Genomic DNA, 17,071 nt, shown 5'->3' with positions numbered 1-17,071 from the left:
ATAAGCGACTAACGGGCTAAATTGTTTTGTCTATGAAAAAGAAGGAGATGAAACTTTATTATAATAAGGGTCGGGAACTACAAATGTAGATGAAAGCGTTCTTTCTTGAATTTCGTCAAAAAAGGGCGACTGATGAACATTAACTCGCTTCCCGTTATGAGTTCTTGAACAAGAATAACTCATAGATAATTTTTTTTCGGCTCTCGTCATAGCAACATAAATAAGGCGCCTACTTTCTTCAATTTCTTCAGGAGGCATGTTTTCACCGTGTGTCGTCTGATTGTCTAAACCAATAACATAAACATTCTTGTACTCTAACCCTTTCGAAGCATGCATTGTCATTAGCTGAACTTTATTTCTATCATCAACATCATTAGCAGAGTTGTTATCAACCATCATGGTTAAGTCTTCTATTATTTCCCCTATGGACATTCCTTCAGTTAAAGAATCTTTTACTTTTTTAAATATATACCTAACATTTTCAACTCTGTTATCTACCTTTGCACCACCCTCTTTATCTGCTTTTTTAAGTAGGTTTTGGCCAAGGTAAATATCCCAAATCCTAGCAAGCGCGTCACTTATAAACTCAGGACTATCTTGATACTCTGCAGATTTTCTTATCATCTCTGCTAGCTTAATAAAGGGGCCCGCTTTTTTTGCAGAAGAAGTGTAGTCTGGCTCTGTTTCTCCTCTTTTTTTAGCTTTAAGTTTTTTATTGGATTGTTGCTTCAAAAATTCATGAACATTAACCCCCTCTTCTCTCATCGCTTTCTTAGCCGCCTGATCAGATATTTTCATGCTTGTAGCTTTAAGCAATCTGAATCCCGCCATTGAGTCCCAAGGATTAAATACAAATCTAACCATAGCTACCGCATCTCTAACTTCGGCTCTTTGAAAGAATGATCTATCACCAATAATATTGTAAGGAATGTCGGCCTGAACAAGCTCTCGTTCTAAGACATTTTTAAGGTTCCTGTTCCTATATAAAACAGCAATATCACTACCGGTCATTTTGAATTGATTTAAGTCTCTTTTTATCGCCTTCATGACAGCTTCTGCTTCGAGCTCTTCACTGGGAAACTCTACCATGGCCACGCTATTGCTTTTTCTTAATAAAACTTCATCACGGGACTCTTGGATTGGTCTTTGAGCGTCTAGCTGCCCATCAGATAGTTTGCGAGGCATCGCATCTGCTAACCCATTCGCATATTTAATGACATTTGGATATGAACGATAATTCTTGTTCATATTCACTAATTTTACATTCTTGTATCGTTTATCGAAGCTTAAGATCACATTAATATCTGCGAATCTAAACCCATAAATAGATTGCTTCTCATCTCCAACAACACAAATGTTACCGTGATTAATTGCAATTGAGTCCATGATACTCATTTGAACCGGGTTCGTATCCTGATATTCGTCGAGCATGATGTATTGAAACTTTCTACTTAATTCTTCAGATAAGCCTTTATCACTTTTAAGCAATCGATCTGCATGAACAAGAATGTCATCAAAATCCAACCCCTGCATTTCACTACATTTTTTAGTGTAATTATCCCATATTTGGAATACAATTCTGTCGGTTATTTCAGTTCTAGAGCCAGGCTCGATAGTCCTTCTGAAGTCTGATGAATTTCGGCCACTGGCCCTTTCTTTACTCATCACTGAAAGAACCTGTTTAACCTTAAATTCTTGGTCATTTAGTATTTCAGCATCTTCTTCCGACAATTCGTTTATTGCATCTTTTAATATCGATTCAGCATCTTTCTCATCAAGAATTACACACTCTTGCATGTTAATGCCGTGTTTTTCAAAGTAAGGGTGCTCTGGAAAAGCTTTTAATAATTCTCTAAAGATAATACTGTGAAATGTTCCTGCGTGAACGTATTGGCCATTCTCACCAATCATTCCCTCTAGTCGCTCCTTTATTTCTGATGCAGCTTGATTTGTAAAAGTCATTACAAGAATATTTCCTGCATAAACATTTTTAATCATTAGAGACGCAACACGATGGATAACTGTTTTAGTTTTACCTGCACCAGCACCAGCGACCACCATTACTGCTCCCTCTGTTGTTTCCGCTGCAACTTTTTGTTCAGGATTAAGAGGTTTATTAAGTTCGTCAAGCGCAGCTCTAACTTCCTCAGCAGTCGCGGTTTGTGGATTGAATTTTTTTTTGCTTGTTACAGCATTTCCCATATTGTCCCGCTCGTTCTTTTCCACAAAATTCCCCATAAATTTGACTGCCGATATTAGACCAAGAGCTATTTTACGTTATATTATGTATGTACTCCAGAATTTATTTTATGTAAACTATGTTATAAAATTTTACATTAGTCATATCAAGGTTTTGGAGTTATTTTGTGAGCGACCTACCAATACATTACAACAACGAGGTGACACCAACCCCTGCAAAAGTAACTGAATGCGTAAATTTCGCTTCTAAATACTATAATGTAAACCCTTCAGTAATTAGGGCAATTATAGCTGTAGAAGGCGGAAAAATTGGAACAATGAGTAGAAATAGCAATGGTACTTACGACATGGGGATAATGCAGATAAACACCATCCACATTAAAGATTTAAGAAAAAGGTTTCCTACTTTAAACTTAACTAGAAAAAAAATTTCAAATGGCGCATGCGTCAATATTTTTCTGGCTGTTGATATCTTAAATCGTAGAATCAAAGAAAACTCTAACTATTGGCTGGGTGTTGGTAGCTATCATTCAAAAACACCGAAATATAGAAACAGGTATCTTAAAAAAATATATAAAGCATACAAACGAATTGTAAGCCCATAGGAGTTAATTTTGGCTAAAAATATGTTGTTAATAACAGAAAAAAAGGATCAAGCTAAAAAACTAGCTGCCGCCATCAACCTTACTGAAGGTTCTGGATTCTGGAAAGGAAAACTAAATGGAGACGACATTACTGTTGTCTGTGCCTCAGGTCATTTATTGGAAATGCTTACACCTAGTGAAGTTAACCCTAGTTTGACATGGGATGATCCTAAAATGCTTACACCGGTTCCTAGAGATTACCGAATAAAAGTAATTGAAGGAGGCCACGCCTCTCGTTATTTATCAAATATTGCATTTCATCTAAAAAACAAAGATACAGTAATTGTAGGCACAGATGCGGATCGAGAGGGAGAACTTATTTTTTGGCGAATCATCAAACACCTAGGGTGGAAAGGTGAAATAAAAAGAGCTTGGTTTGCCGCAGGTCTGGATAAGAAGTCAATGACCGCTGCTGTTAATGATTTACGTGAGCCAAGTGTTACCTATGGATACGCTGTTGCTGCAGAGTCTAGAGGCAGATCTGATTGGCCTTACATGCATTTAACTAGAGCCTATAGCTTTTATGCTAGACACAATTGTTTTGGACCTCATTTAGGCCGAGGTAACGGCAAATCTTCGACTATGTCTGTAGGGAGAGTACAAACACCCACTCTGGGCATGGTCGTAAAAAGAGAGCATGAAATTAAAAGCTTTGTACCCAAAAAACACTATAAAATTAAAGGCTCTTTTACGCCAAGTGGTGAAGAAAACCAAATTATCGCTTCCTATTTTCCCGTAGTAACGAATGAAGTGATTTCTAGATCACCTAATGGCGTTTCTTGGGAGCCATCGAAAGCTTTGGTGAAAGAAGGAAGTCCTGCACCTCTAGACATTCCGTTGTTTACTGACAAAGCAGAGGTTGATCTCTTCACTAAAAGACTCAAGGCATCTGCAAACCTAGCGACTGTATTGTCTTATTCAGAAACTCAAAGCAAAGAGTCACCTCCTAAGACATTCTCTCTCCCTGGTGCAGTATCTAAAATATCAAAAGACTTGAAGGTCTCAACCGGGCTTGCACAGACGATTTTAGAAGACTTGTACGAGCAAGGTTGGACATCGTATGCAAGAACATCTAAGTCTGAACTTCCCTATGCGTTATACGATGACGTAGCGAGAAATGAAATGTTTGATAGTTTAGTTTTTCTTCCTGAAGTAAATAAACAGGCATCATTTGCTAGGTCTATCCATAACGATACCAATGAGCAATATCCTAAATTTGTACCTCCTATCTACAAAAAGAAGGATATGGAGCATTACGGTATCGTGCCCACTTCAGAAGTAATGACAGAGGCAGCATTTAATTCCCTTACGCCTAAAAAAATGGATGGAAAGTCGATCAAGCATACAAAAAAGATAATGCAAGATGCTTATCTGATTATTGCTAAGCAGTTCGTTAGAGCGATGTACCCTGCTGCAGTGTATGCAAATCAAAATATTCAATTCGAAATGCCGGTTGTTGATTTATTAGGTAACCCATCTAGCATATTTAAGGTTAAATCATCACGGATGGTAAACCCTGGCTGGAGAGCAGCCTTTGGCGAGACATCAGAAAAAGACTCTTCAGTTACACCGCTTAAACAAGGTTCGCCTGCAGACCTAACCTCTGTTGATATAAAGGGCTTAGTGACATCTCCTCCGTCAAGATATACTGAAGAGAATATTCAAGAGTCAATGGCAAATATAGGCAAAACTGTTTCAGACCATGCATTGAGAGCATTACTTAATAACTCAGAAGGGATTGGAACGCCTGCGACAAGAAAGCAGGTAATACAAACGTTACTTGATAGAGAGTACATCGTTCTTGTAAAAGGGTATTACCAGCCGACTAATAAAGGAATTGGGGTTATAAAATCGGTTCCTCGTTGGCTATCTAACCCTGAAACTACGGCTCTTTGGGAAGACTACCTTGTTAAAATTCAAAATGAAAAAGATCCTGTTAAAGCCCATGGAATGAGAGATGTTTTTGTAAGCAAACAGGTTAAGCTTGTTGATGATTTAATTGACCATTTGAATAATACTCTTTTTGATACGAAGGGTGAGCCTGTCGAAAGAGAGCCAGCAAAAGTCTCTCCTAAAATGAAAACATTGATTAAGCGAATTGCAAGCAGTAAGAATGTTGAAATTCCTAATGGCACATTGAAAGACATGAAAAAGGCACAAGAATTCCTTGGTAAGTATCTGACCAAAACACCTAATGATGACAGTGAGCCAAGTGAAGATCAGAAAAACAAGTTGAATTCAATTATTCCTCACTTGCCTGATCCATCTAACGTTCCACCTGAGGTTTGGGTAACAAGCAGTGCTGCTTATGAATTTATTAGTAAAAATAAAAAATTAATCCCTCCTAGTCCAGGACAGATTTCTTTTGCGGAAAAGCTAATAAAAAAACTACCTGAGGGTAAAAAACCACCTTCAAATGTACTTAAAAGTGCAGAAGCTTGTAGTAAGTTTATTGATGCCCAAACTAAGGGCTGGGGCAAGAAAAAAGGCAGTGGTACAGCTAAAAAATAGTTTGTTAATGCTAATAAAAACAGGCACTTTATGTGCCTGTTTTATTGAGTATGATAAATTAAGTGGAAAAGTCGAATCTAAAAACTAAGTCCTGTACTATTGTTTTCAAAATCTTTATCAAATTCTTTATTTAGCACGTAGTCAATAGCCTTTTGAGGTGCGGGCTCTGCTGTTGGCTTAGCCACAAAATACCCTTGTATCATATCGACACCAAGCGATTTAAGCTCTTCCATTTGTTCGCGGTTTTCTACCCGTTCTGCAATAGTTTTAATGCCTTTAAAGCTGGCTATTTGAACTGCTTTTTCTATAAACTTTCTCGATAGCTGGTCAGATAAAATATTATCTACAAATTCGCCATCTATCTTTAAAGTATCTATATTAATTAGAGATACAGTTCTTTCATCCGCGAAACCAGTCCCAAAATCATCAAGACTTACTTTCCCCTTATTTAACTTTACTACATTTATAAATTCATTCACTACGGAGTGATTATAAATTGGCTTGGTCTCTGTTATTTCGAATATTAATCTAGATTTATCACCAGACATATTATGATAAATCTCTTTAAGCCCTGAAATAAACCTTTTATCTTGTATTGTATCGGCGGATAGATTTACAGCAAATGCATGCCCTTCACCAAAATTATGATCGTCTAACTTTTTAGATATGATTTCTACATTCTTCATATCGAAATCATATATTTCGCCTTTTTCCTCATACTCCTGTATTAAGTCAAAAATATTCTTTCCGGATTTATTGTTTTTTGCTCTTGAAAGCACTTCATAGTGAGAAATTTCATTTCTCACTAGCTTTATGATTGGCTGGTAGTGCTGTTCAAACATAAGGTTGTTATCTTTCTCCACGAAATTCTCCGAAATTAACCTTTTTAATATTATATACATAGAGGAATATTATTCAAAGAAAACTAGATATTTAGAATATTTAAAACCAATTATTAATGACCATAAGAAACAAAATAGGTATACTATTGCAATTAAAAAAGACAATGAACCGTCATAAAAACTAAAAATATCCCGTCGAAAAACAAAAGTGGAGAGCATCATGCCAACTGATAGCCAACAATCTACCATTGCAGAACTAATTAAAAATCTATTTAAGAAAATATTCGGATTATCTATTGAACGAGGAGCCACCCCTTCGAAAATAAAAGAAGCAGACAACGTTGTTGATAAGCTAGATAAACTATCTGAAAAAGTAACCAAAGAAACGGAGCTGGCCAAAAAGAACAATGACTTCGTTAAACAAGTGATGCTTGAAAGGCAGAATATTTGCATTAAAAGCATGTCTTCAGCAATGGGCAAGCTAGCTAATGGCGAACTAAGCTCAGAAGAAATAAAAAACATACACAACATAGTGGCAGAAAAATCTAACTTTGATGTGCAAGAAATGATGAATTCTGAAGACTTTATCTTCGGCAATTCAGACTATTTGAATCACGATCCTATTCTAGTCAAAGAAAAAAGCAAAGAAGTTAGCGACTTCATGGCCAAATGCACAAAAGAGATTGGGTTTGGTGACTTTGAGAACATGTTAAACACCATGCTAAGGAAAGAAACGGAACATACTTCAGAATCATTTAAGGAGAGGCCTAAGACACACCAGCAGCAAATTGGTATGGCAATTTCAAATGAGGAAGAAGCTAATAACAAGCAGAAACTGTATACCAATCAAAATGATTTTAATAAGGAACACTATAGTGATCCTAAAAATCAAATCCCAAGCAATTACTCATCTTAAATACAAAAGGTAAAGTTAATGAAGTATAAATTCAATAAAATATTAAGCATTGGTGTTGCATCAGTATTACTGGGGGCTCTAATCTTATTTTTTGCAATCTCATTAAGCTATGCAAATACATGGTTCTTAGATCTAGTGGTAACCAAAGTGTCAAACGGCATTGACCCTCTTTACTTTCAAAATTATGCCAATGGACTTATTGCAGGCGGAAAAATTAGCGTCTTTCCTTTTTATGGCATTGTATCTCTCTCACTTCTTGGCTTAATTGTGATGTATTACGGAACATACGTTCTTGTAAATAGTAAAAGAAGTACCGTATTAACAGACATACTGCAAAAGGAATACTGGCTAGAATATCAAGCAAAGCTTGAGTACCAAAAAAACAAGCCAAAGAAAGCTAAGATGTCAAAAAAGGGAGTTAAACCCAACAAACTAAATATGTCGATAAAGAAGTAAAGCATGAGATTTTTGATGTTCGCTATTTTATTAACTATCTCATCCGAATCTTTTTCTAGCAGCAATAATGACTGGGTATTTGACTCACTCTCTATTGTTGCCAAAAAACAGATTAGGGCTTCATTAACTTATTTAATTGAAAGAGATGTGTCGCGAAGCGTTAGATCACTTCACGAAAAATATAATATAGATAGTTCTGATGGCCAGGCATTGTACGACCTCGTTTTTAGTAACTTCAAAACAATCGTCGGAGAGTCCGCCAGCACTAAGATATGCACACAAACATACTCTGAAAGTGTTCCTTTATGTGGTATGAACTCCGAAGGCTTATTGCTAACAAAACCATCACTTATTTATATGCCTAATTCAAACTTTACTGTCTGGAACATAGGTAGAGATATGAGGCGATATGGTATTAATAATGGCGGGTTAGTCCTAAGTGGAGGCGGCTATCTTGAAATAAATGATAGCAACTCAATGGTGTTGATTTACCTTTCAAAGTCGATAAATGTAAGTGGCGAGAAATTAGCAATCAAAAACATATCTGAAATGCTGGGTTATGCCATTTCTGTTGAACTCATAAAAAAAGACATCTCTCCTTTTTTAAAATGTGAATATCTTATCTATGAATACATTTGCCAAACTACTCCCTTAGGTTACTTTGAACCAGTAGGCGATTTGCTTTTAGATATGTCATCAACATGTATAACCTGTAATGCTCCTGATAGGACACAAATACAGTACTGGGCTCTTAATAATCTATCAAGACTTGATAATTCAGATTCAAAGAAAAGAATTGTTTTTAATACATATATTTCAATAAGGGAAAAAATAGAAAGTATGGGATTGGATATTTCTTTTCTTGAGTCAAGATACAGACAAAGCTTGCTGTAAGGGGGAAATTAGTTAGAAGGAAGGGATCTAAGCGAGGCCTAAACAACAGGTCTCGCTTATTTTATTTCAGTTGATATGACTAGCCGAAAATAGAGCTAAGTGCATTTTTGTCAGAGTCTACATCACTTTGTGAGCTATCATCTTCTTTTGCTTCAAGCTTTTTCTTCATTAGCATCTTAGCTTTCATTTTAATTTTAGCTTTAGCACGGGCAGTTTCCAACATATGCTCTTTTAGTTTTTGTTTCTCATTCTGAGATACTAAGTCCAGGTCCACTTCTTTCTTCTGTACTTCTACTTTTTGTGAAACAGGAGCACTAACAGGTGCTTTTTCATTAATATGAAGAACAAGATCAATAACAGATACACCAGACTTTTCGGGTTCACTTTCAACTTCTTGTGCTTCAGCAACTGTTCCTGCTTGATCTTCATAAAAATCAAAACCAGAGAAGATGCTTTCATTATCTTGTTTCTTTTTGAACGCTCTTCTTTTAACCACAAAATTCTTATGAATAAGTTCTTTGCGGCGATACTCTTCAACAATAGAGTGAGATGCATCGTCTTTAATGTCTAGCCCGTTTGCCTCCACAAGCTCCAATTGCTCTTTCAAGTCTTTTCTAGCAACAGTAACTTTTCTGCCAGTCTGCTCATAAGGAGACAAGCTTCTTTCTAGCATTTCAATCTGCTCTTCTTTAGCTAGTTTTTTGTTTTTAAGATCTACTAACTTTTCAGACAGCGGCTCAAATGGGCGCCCCATGCTAAGCTTTTTAATTTGGCGCTCTAAGATGATAGCATCTCTTTCTTTCTGAGCTTTACCACTTTCAATGTGATCAATTTCTTTATTTAATCTTAAAATATCGCGTTCACATTTAGAGATTTCTTTAGTAGTGCTGCTTGATTTAATGCGAGCACTCTTGAACAAATCTTTATTCTTTAGAATGTAATCTAAAGTTAGTGGGTGACCACCATAAGTTGCATTGACCTCTTTTTTGCATTCAGCGCTCAACACTTTATTTTCAGCAGACAACTCTTCAGCTAGCACTTGAATTTGAGCCTTTTCTCTAAGTATTCTAAGTTCAAGAGAAACACCTGGTCGGCCTAGACTTCTTGTTTCGTTTGCCCCAAGAGCTTCCCATTCGCTATGAGTTTTACCCAGTGCAGGCATCTGCTTAAGCGTTGCAAATATTTCATCTCTGCGAGCTTGCAACTCTTTTAAATGAGACTGTTCTTCTGAGCTCATTCCTTTTTTACGAGATAAAGGATGAATCTCTTTTAAGATTGGATTGATTTCATCATTCAAATCAAATCTTTTTTTAGCAATCTTTAATAGCTCAATGTCACGAGTTGTTGGTGATTCAGGAGAAGAAAGTGATAATTCCGAAGACAATTCATTTTCAAGAGTTTTTAACTCTTTATCTGTTGAGATAATGTCTCGTGCTAATTTAACAACTGGATTTGTTCGGACTACCATATTCGACCCCTAAGTTTCTTAACTACTTTTTGTTTATAACATTTTGCTCTTGTGATTCAAACTATAGACTTTTGTTAATATATGTCAATATTTTTATTACTTTTATTTAATATTTTGTCAATTTATATGTACTTAATATATTTAAATAAACACAAAAAAGCCGCCTATACGTGAGCATAGGCGGCTTAAGATACTGTTATGTAAGTGTTTTATTTATTTGATATACTATTTAGCAATAACTCATCCACATCTTGTGGCGTCATCTTTATTCCTTTAAATATACCATCAAAGAAGCCCGCCTGCTTAGCTGTAGCACCTGAAAGGTCGCCAAAACCCTTCTGTTTCATGTTATTTTCAGCGATTAATGAGCCTTTATTATATTTAACTAATAAACTAAGTCGTGCGGCTGACTCTTCACTAAGCTCGGACATAGGGCAGTTAACTGACATAATAAATAAGCCCTTTCCTCCCTTCCTAGCCAAGCGGCCCCTGAACTGATGCAGGGTTGATGCACCATAGTTATCTGACTCAAGAATCAAAAGGCCCCTTAGATCTGGCATAGTAAGTCCAATTTCAATAACTGATGATGTAACGATTACCTTACATTGACCACTTTTAGCCGTTTCAATTGCATCTATCTTTTCTTTTGTAGTCAAACCACCATGGATCATAACTACTTGACCAGGAAAGTACTTCTCCCAGTGTTTGGCTGCAGATTCCACGCTTCTCTTACACTTTTCGGCTTCCTCTGAGTTTCCTGATTCTCCGATACAAATTAATCCGAAACTTTCATACTCAGCTAATTTACCAATTAGTTTTTTATTCTTGGCCGATGTCGAGCGGTATCTCAGGAGCCTCCCACCTCTTTCAATGGAAAGGTCTTCACTATATTCATCTAAGTTTATATCACCGGAAGATAAGTACTCTGAGTCAGATTCGTTTATAATATCAACCAAAGCCATTTCGGTAAGACCAGACGCATGTTCGAATCCGTAAGGAATGTATAAATCAAACTGTGTTAAATCAGACTTTCTTAATGGATATAGTACCGCTACCTGAGCGCCTGTCTCAGTAATTGCAATTAGTTTATCAAAAACGGCCTGTCGTTGGTCAGAACCGGTAACGATAGTTTTTATTTCCTTTTCTACAGGGCACTCTTCAATTAACGATATTTTCTTGTTTCCATACACTACTGCCGCAACGGTTTTTGGTATAGCGGTAGCTGTCGCTTCTAAAACATTGGTGTGTTTTGAAATCAAAATGTTCTTTTGGTTCTGACCTAACTTTTGTTGCTCATCAATAATCAATAAGTCAGTTTTGTACTTATAGTCAATATCTTTTAACCAAAACAATATTGCAGTCGTTCCAACAATAATAGTTTTCTTCCCAAGCTTGCCTTTAATTCTTTTGCTACCACCAAGAATCAAAGTAACATCTGCATCTGGGAACGATTCTTCGATTTCATTTGCAACCTGTACGGCAAGTAGCATGTTTGGCATCATAATCGTTACGTTCTTACCTGCCAAATATGAGCACACAGCAGGAATAGCATAAGATAAAGTCTTTCCACAACCCACATCGCCTGAAAGAAGCCTGTTCATTGGCATCTCTGCCTTAAGATCCTTAGTAACATCCCATATGGCTGATTTCTGATCATGGGTTAGTTCAAAAGGAAGATTTGATAGTTGTGCTTTAATAGCATCAACACTGTATTCAATTTTTGATCTAGGAATAGGCTTTTTATCTTTTTTCGTCATGCTCATTAAAATAGCATGATAAGCATTGATCATTCTTACTGCTTTAGACGCCACCTCGACTTCTGTAATAGACTTTGGTCTATGCAATGCATAAAGTATCTGAGATATTGAGCTCATGTCAGGAGATGCATTCTCTATGATGTTCTGTTCAGTAGCACCAATTTTCTTGCAAACGCCAGATACCGTTTTCTTTATATTACTTCTTAAAGCAATTGCAACTTTTTCGCCAACGGTGATTGGAGATACGACGCCCTTCTTGCCTAAATAAAAAGGTACAATTCGTCCTTGATGATGCGGCGGAATTAAATCAATTTTTTGCAATTGAGGCCAATCATTGTATTCAGAGTACGTCGCAGTTACAAAAACAAGATCCCCTGCTTTATACCTTGTCCATTCCTGTGTTCCGCCAAATATCATCGCACTAGCGTTAATAATGCCATCAGTAAGTTGTAATTTTACTCTACCAGGCTTTCCACGCGCCACTTCAATTTCTGGATTTCTAACCAACTTAAGCTTTAGGTACGTCTTTTTACCACTCTCTTTTGCAGAAGCTATACCTTTTGGATCAGGCATTCTGAAGTCTTTGTATTTATCAGGTAGATAAAGGAGTAATTCATCAATGCTTTCAATGCCTAGTTTCTTCATTGAGTTAAGAAATCTGCTGCTAAATAATTCATCTGACATATCGACCACCAGCTATTTGTTAGTATTTTGTTCTAAGTTATTACAGTAATCTAATGCAATAGGAAGCACCTGAGTTGCTTCTCGTACTTTATTTAAATCATCAATAGTAAAGGAGCTTCTTGATTTCTCGTATGCTTCTTTTGAAATGGATGCAGCAGCGACATTTTGCTCTCTTCTTTTTGCCATTTCATCAATCACTGTTCTACTATCCATAATTAAGAATAATGATGCTAAGGAAGAGTCATTTCCATTAACTGCAGACTTCCAGCAAGACTGTATTGTAGGATCACTCCAAATGTCAGATAGCCCGGTCGGTATCACTGAATCGATTAGCATATCTCGCTCTTCCTGAGAAAAATCTTCTTCACTCACATCAACGGACGCAGTTGCAGAATATGCAAAAATAGACATAGATAAAGCGATAGCAATTGGTCTTATCACGACATTTCCTTATATAATATAGTAGATGTTAATATACTATATATTATAACCTAAATACCCCAAATTGACAATTTAAATCAATTGATTTACCATTGAAAAAATAATTAATTTAGCATAAATCAGGAAGAATATGAGCAACTATGACTCATCATCAATTGAAGTACTAAGTGGTTTAGATCCAGTAAAGAAAAGACCTGGAATGTATACTGAAACAGATAAACCAAATCACTTGGGGCAAGAGGTTATCGATAATGCGGTAGATGAAGCATTAGCAGGACACGCCAATAAAATAACTGTAACCCTAAACAAAGATCAGTCATTAGAAGTTGAAGACAATGGTCGTGGTATTCCTGTGGATATTCACAAAGAAATGAATATCCCAGCTATTGAAGTGTTGTTCACTGTTTTACATTCTGGCGGTAAGTTTAGCGGGAAGAATTATGAACATTCTGGTGGCCTACATGGCGTTGGCATCTCTGTCGTAAACGCCCTATCAACACGAGTAGATGTTTGGGTTAAACGACTAGGTCAAGAGCATCATATTGCATTCGAAAATGGTGACGTTCATGATAAATTAAGTTCAAGAAACATTAAAAGTAAAGACTCCGGCAGCAAGGTTAAATTTTCTCCAGATCCAAAGTACTTTGATACACCAAAATTTTCTTCATCAAAGCTAGAAAAACTACTTAAAAGCAAGGCAGTGTTGTGCCCAGGCTTATTGGTCGTATTTAACGATGATGTAAAAGGCACGACTGTTGAATGGAAATATGAAAATGGTCTTGAAGATTACATGATAGGCCACATGAATGGACTTGAAACACTACCAGATAATAAACCTATTATCGCGATTGCGGATACCGCTACATGTAAAGCAAGTCTTGCTCTTGCTTGGTCTGCCGACTCGGAAAATATTATCAATGAAAGTTATGTAAACTTAATTCCAACTCCTTTGGGCGGTACTCACGTAGCATCAATTAAATCGGCGGCTGTTGCTTCCATTAGAGATTTTATTGAGCATCATAATTTGATGAAGCAAAAAATGACAATTACTGCAGATGATGCATTTGATCGTTGCCATTACATTATTTCTTTGAAGATTAAAGAGCCTAGTTTTGCAGGTCAAACCAAAGAAAAACTAGTAAACAGAGACTTTTCTCAAGACCTTTCTAGCTCAATTAAAGATTATTTAGATACCTACTTTCACTCGAATGTCGATGTTGCTACTGCGATAGCAGAAATGGTCATTTCCAGAGCGTCAGCAAGAATTGGTAAAAAGAAAAAGGTAGTGCGCAAGAAGATTGGTTCTGGCCCTGTTTTACCGGGTAAACTAACTGACTGTGTTTCTTCTGACATAGACCAAACTGAACTCTATCTTGTTGAAGGAGATTCTGCTGGTGGTTCTGCTAAACAATCAAGAGATAGAAACTATCAGGCGATCATGCCACTACGAGGCAAAATCTTAAACACATGGGAAGTTGATGGCGACACTATTTTATCATCAGAAGAAATAAGCAACTTATCTATTGCCATCGGTGTTGAGCCAGGTTCCGATGATTTGTCGAAATTGAGATATGGGAAAATATGTGTTCTCGCTGACGCGGACTCTGATGGACTTCATATTGCAACTTTGATTTGTGGGCTTATTTACAAGCACTTTAGACCAGTTATTGATAATGGGCATTTTTATATTGCTTTGCCGCCACTTTACCGAATTGATCAGGGTAAAAGTGTACATTATGTACTAGATGAAAAAGAGAAAAAGGAAGTATTAAAAAAATTAAACAAGAAGCGTGGCACTATTCATACCCAACGGTTTAAAGGTCTTGGTGAAATGAACCCATCTCAACTAAGAGAAACGGTCATGGATCCTGAATGCAGAAGACTCCTCAAGATTGAAGTATTAGATCATGAAGCAGCCGAATTTAAAATGAATATTCTCCTTAGCAAAAAAACAGCAAGCTTAAGACGAGAATGGATTGAGACTGAAGGCGGCTTGTTGGTTAGAGATGAATTATAATTAAGGAACAAAAATGAGTGACTTTAAAAACATTATTCCAACAGACTTAACGACGTTTGCACCTGAAGCATATCTCAATTATTCAATGTACGTTATTTTGGACAGAGCAATACCCCGCATTCAAGATGGGTTAAAACCCGTACAAAGACGGATTTTGTATGCAATGAGTGAGCTTGGAATAGGTTCTAGTTCAAAACACAAGAAGTCTGCGAGAACAATCGGTGATGTATTAGGTAAATTCCATCCTCATGGTGATACCGCGTGTTATGAGGCGATGGTAATCATGGCCCAGCCTTTCAACTATCTTAATACTCTTATTGATGGCCAAGGTAACTGGGGAAGTCAAGATGATCCAAAGTCCTTTGCAGCAATGCGATATACAGAGGCGAAATTAACGTCTTATGCTGAGTCTTTAATGAAAGAGATTAAGCAGGATACAGTTCCATTTATATCTAATTTCGATGGAACACTTACAGAGCCTATGTATTTGCCGTCTCAGGTTCCAAATATACTATTAAACACTACAACAGGTATTGCTGTTGGCATGGCCACAGATATTCCTTCGCATAATATAGTTGAAGTCGTTGAAGCGACTAAAGCTTATATTGATAATCCTGACATTGGCATTCCAGAACTAGTGGAGAAGCTAAAGGGCCCTGATTTAGCTTCAGGTGGAATTATCGTAAGCAGCAAGCAAGATATACTCAAGATGTATCAAACGGGCTCTGGGTCGATTAGAGCTCGCGCTAAATACCATATTGAAGGGAATGACATTATCTTCACTGAGATTCCATACAAAGTTCAAGGTACGAAGGTAATAGAATCTATTGCTGGTTTGATGAATGCAAAAAAATTACTTATGGTTGATGACATACGTGATGAATCTGATCATATGAACCCGGTAAGACTTGTTATATGTGTTAAGAAGAATTCTAAAGTAGATATTCATAAAGTTGCTGAGCACTTATTTTCAGAAACAGACTTGGAAGTTAGTTTAAAAGCGAACTTTAGATTAATTGGCCTGGACGGCAAGCCAGAGCAAAAGAATATTCACAAGATTATCAAAGAGTGGTGTATTTTCCGTCATGAATCAATTAAGAAAAGAATTAATTTTAGACTAAGAAAAGTTACTTCGCGACTTCACTTGGTTGAAGGTCTACTTATCGCGTTCCTTAATATTGATAAAGTAATTAGTATTATAAGAAGTTCTGACACACCTAAGGCTGATCTAATATCTGAATTTGGATTAACAGAAATTCAGGCTGATTATATTTTGGACACAAAATTAAGGCAGTTAGCCAAACTTGAAGAATTTACATTAAATAAAGAGAAATCTGAATTAGAAAAAGAGATGGTTAAACTTAACAAAACAGTGTCATCTCCGAAATCTATTGATCGTGAAATAAAAAAAGATATGGATACTGTCATTAAAGAGCACGGGACCGAAAGAAAGACAGAAATTATCGAAAATCCATTGCCACAGAAGCTCGATGAAAGTCTATTAACGCCAAGTGAGCCGGTTACAGTTATATTATCTGAAAAAGGATGGGTTCGTTCTGGTAAAGGTCATGAAATTAATCCATCGACACTTCAATATAAAACGGGCGACTCTTTTTCACTTGAAATTAAAACTGACTCGAATAAAGATTCTATTTTTATAGATAATAGTGGTAAAAGTTTCTCTATTCAAAACAAAGAATTTCCTTCTGCACGGTCTCTTGGTGACCCGATTACAAAATTTATTTCACCGATGCCAAATACTAGATTTGTATCAGTTTTCTCTTCAGACATAAAAGACGACATGGTTATTGCTTCTGAAAATGGATACGGGTTTATTTGTGAACATGCTTCTTTTTATACAAAGCAAAAAAAAGGCAAGGTGATTTTTACTGACAGTAAAACACAGATTCTCCCTTTAAAACCGATCATGAAATTTGACATGATTGCAGTTATTACAGAAATGGGACATCTACTATGTTTCCCATCTTCAGACTTACCATTACTGAAAAAGGGTAAGGGAAATAAATTAATTTCACTGTCACCTGACGATAAGGTTAGTTCTTATACTCCGTATATGGAGGGTGAGTCGATCGTGATTTATGGGTCAGATAAAGAGGAACGATGGACGTCTGCTAAGATTTCGCCATTTGTTGGAACGAGAGGACGAAAAGGTAAAAAGATACCTAGAACTTTCGGCACCATTCATTCGATTTCTAATAATACATAACAATAATTATGGGCC

12 protein-coding genes are annotated in these 17,071 nt (G+C 36.5%); 7 read left to right on the top strand and 5 right to left on the bottom strand.

What is annotated here, in order from left to right:
- Positions 1 to 30 precede the first annotated feature (30 nt).
- On the bottom strand, positions 31 to 2,226 hold the full coding sequence (locus SP041_RS00300; protein WP_170968502.1) for an ATP-dependent helicase: 2,196 nt from the start codon (positions 2,224 to 2,226) through the stop codon (positions 31 to 33).
- A gap of 140 nt (positions 2,227 to 2,366) precedes the next feature.
- Between SP041_RS00300 and SP041_RS00295 the strand changes: the two genes are divergently transcribed.
- Positions 2,367 to 2,804, top strand: coding sequence for a lytic transglycosylase domain-containing protein (locus SP041_RS00295; RefSeq protein ID WP_170968501.1), 438 nt, complete (start codon positions 2,367 to 2,369; stop codon positions 2,802 to 2,804).
- Between the two features lie 21 nt (positions 2,805 to 2,825).
- Positions 2,826 to 5,354 carry a DNA topoisomerase gene (locus SP041_RS00290; RefSeq protein WP_240791396.1) on the top strand — a complete coding sequence of 843 codons (2,529 nt, stop codon included), beginning with the start codon at positions 2,826 to 2,828 and terminating at the stop codon, positions 5,352 to 5,354.
- Between the two features lie 77 nt (positions 5,355 to 5,431).
- Here SP041_RS00290 and SP041_RS00285 read toward each other — a convergent pair whose 3' ends face one another.
- The gene (locus SP041_RS00285; protein ID WP_170968500.1) at positions 5,432 to 6,217 is read right to left on the bottom strand and encodes an EAL domain-containing protein; all 786 of its coding nucleotides are present in this window, start codon (positions 6,215 to 6,217) and stop codon (positions 5,432 to 5,434) included.
- Between the two features lie 199 nt (positions 6,218 to 6,416).
- Between SP041_RS00285 and SP041_RS00280 the strand changes: the two genes are divergently transcribed.
- The 3 genes from SP041_RS00280 to SP041_RS00270 are packed head-to-tail and all read left to right on the top strand — an operon-like array spanning position 6,417 to position 8,462.
- Entirely contained in the window at positions 6,417 to 7,112 is a 696-nt protein-coding gene (locus SP041_RS00280) for a hypothetical protein (protein ID WP_137297088.1), read from the top strand.
- Positions 7,113 to 7,130: 18 nt separating this feature from the next.
- Positions 7,131 to 7,568, top strand: a complete 438-nt coding sequence (locus SP041_RS00275; protein ID WP_137297087.1) for a hypothetical protein — start codon at positions 7,131 to 7,133, stop codon at positions 7,566 to 7,568.
- Between the two features lie 3 nt (positions 7,569 to 7,571).
- Positions 7,572 to 8,462, top strand: coding sequence for a hypothetical protein (locus SP041_RS00270; RefSeq protein WP_137297086.1), 891 nt, complete (start codon positions 7,572 to 7,574; stop codon positions 8,460 to 8,462).
- 79 nt (positions 8,463 to 8,541) lie between these two features.
- On the opposite strand, the gene SP041_RS00265 is transcribed toward SP041_RS00270, so the two are convergent.
- The 3 genes from SP041_RS00265 to SP041_RS00255 all read right to left on the bottom strand — a co-directional run bounded on the left by SP041_RS00265 (position 8,542) and on the right by SP041_RS00255 (position 12,812).
- Complete coding sequence (locus SP041_RS00265; protein ID WP_137297085.1) at positions 8,542 to 9,930, bottom strand: hypothetical protein; 1,389 nt, start codon at positions 9,928 to 9,930, stop codon at positions 8,542 to 8,544.
- A 209-nt stretch (positions 9,931 to 10,139) separates the two neighbouring features.
- Positions 10,140 to 12,371: a DEAD/DEAH box helicase gene (locus SP041_RS00260; protein WP_137297084.1), complete on the bottom strand. Its 2,232-nt coding sequence runs from the start codon at positions 12,369 to 12,371 to the stop codon at positions 10,140 to 10,142.
- A gap of 12 nt (positions 12,372 to 12,383) precedes the next feature.
- Positions 12,384 to 12,812: a hypothetical protein gene (locus tag SP041_RS00255; protein WP_137297083.1), complete on the bottom strand. Its 429-nt coding sequence runs from the start codon at positions 12,810 to 12,812 to the stop codon at positions 12,384 to 12,386.
- Positions 12,813 to 12,942: 130 nt separating this feature from the next.
- Between SP041_RS00255 and parE the strand changes: the two genes are divergently transcribed.
- Positions 12,943 to 14,829: a DNA topoisomerase IV subunit B gene (gene parE / locus SP041_RS00250; protein WP_137297082.1), complete on the top strand. Its 1,887-nt coding sequence runs from the start codon at positions 12,943 to 12,945 to the stop codon at positions 14,827 to 14,829.
- A gap of 13 nt (positions 14,830 to 14,842) precedes the next feature.
- Positions 14,843 to 17,056, top strand: coding sequence for a DNA topoisomerase IV subunit A (gene parC, locus SP041_RS00245; RefSeq protein ID WP_137297081.1), 2,214 nt, complete (start codon positions 14,843 to 14,845; stop codon positions 17,054 to 17,056).
- Positions 17,057 to 17,071 lie beyond the last annotated feature (15 nt).

Origin of the sequence: Psychromonas sp. SP041 (genome assembly GCF_000470315.2) — a bacterium.
Classification (GTDB): domain Bacteria; phylum Pseudomonadota; class Gammaproteobacteria; order Enterobacterales; family Psychromonadaceae; genus Psychromonas.
This window is presented reverse-complemented; position numbering and strand designations above follow the sequence as displayed.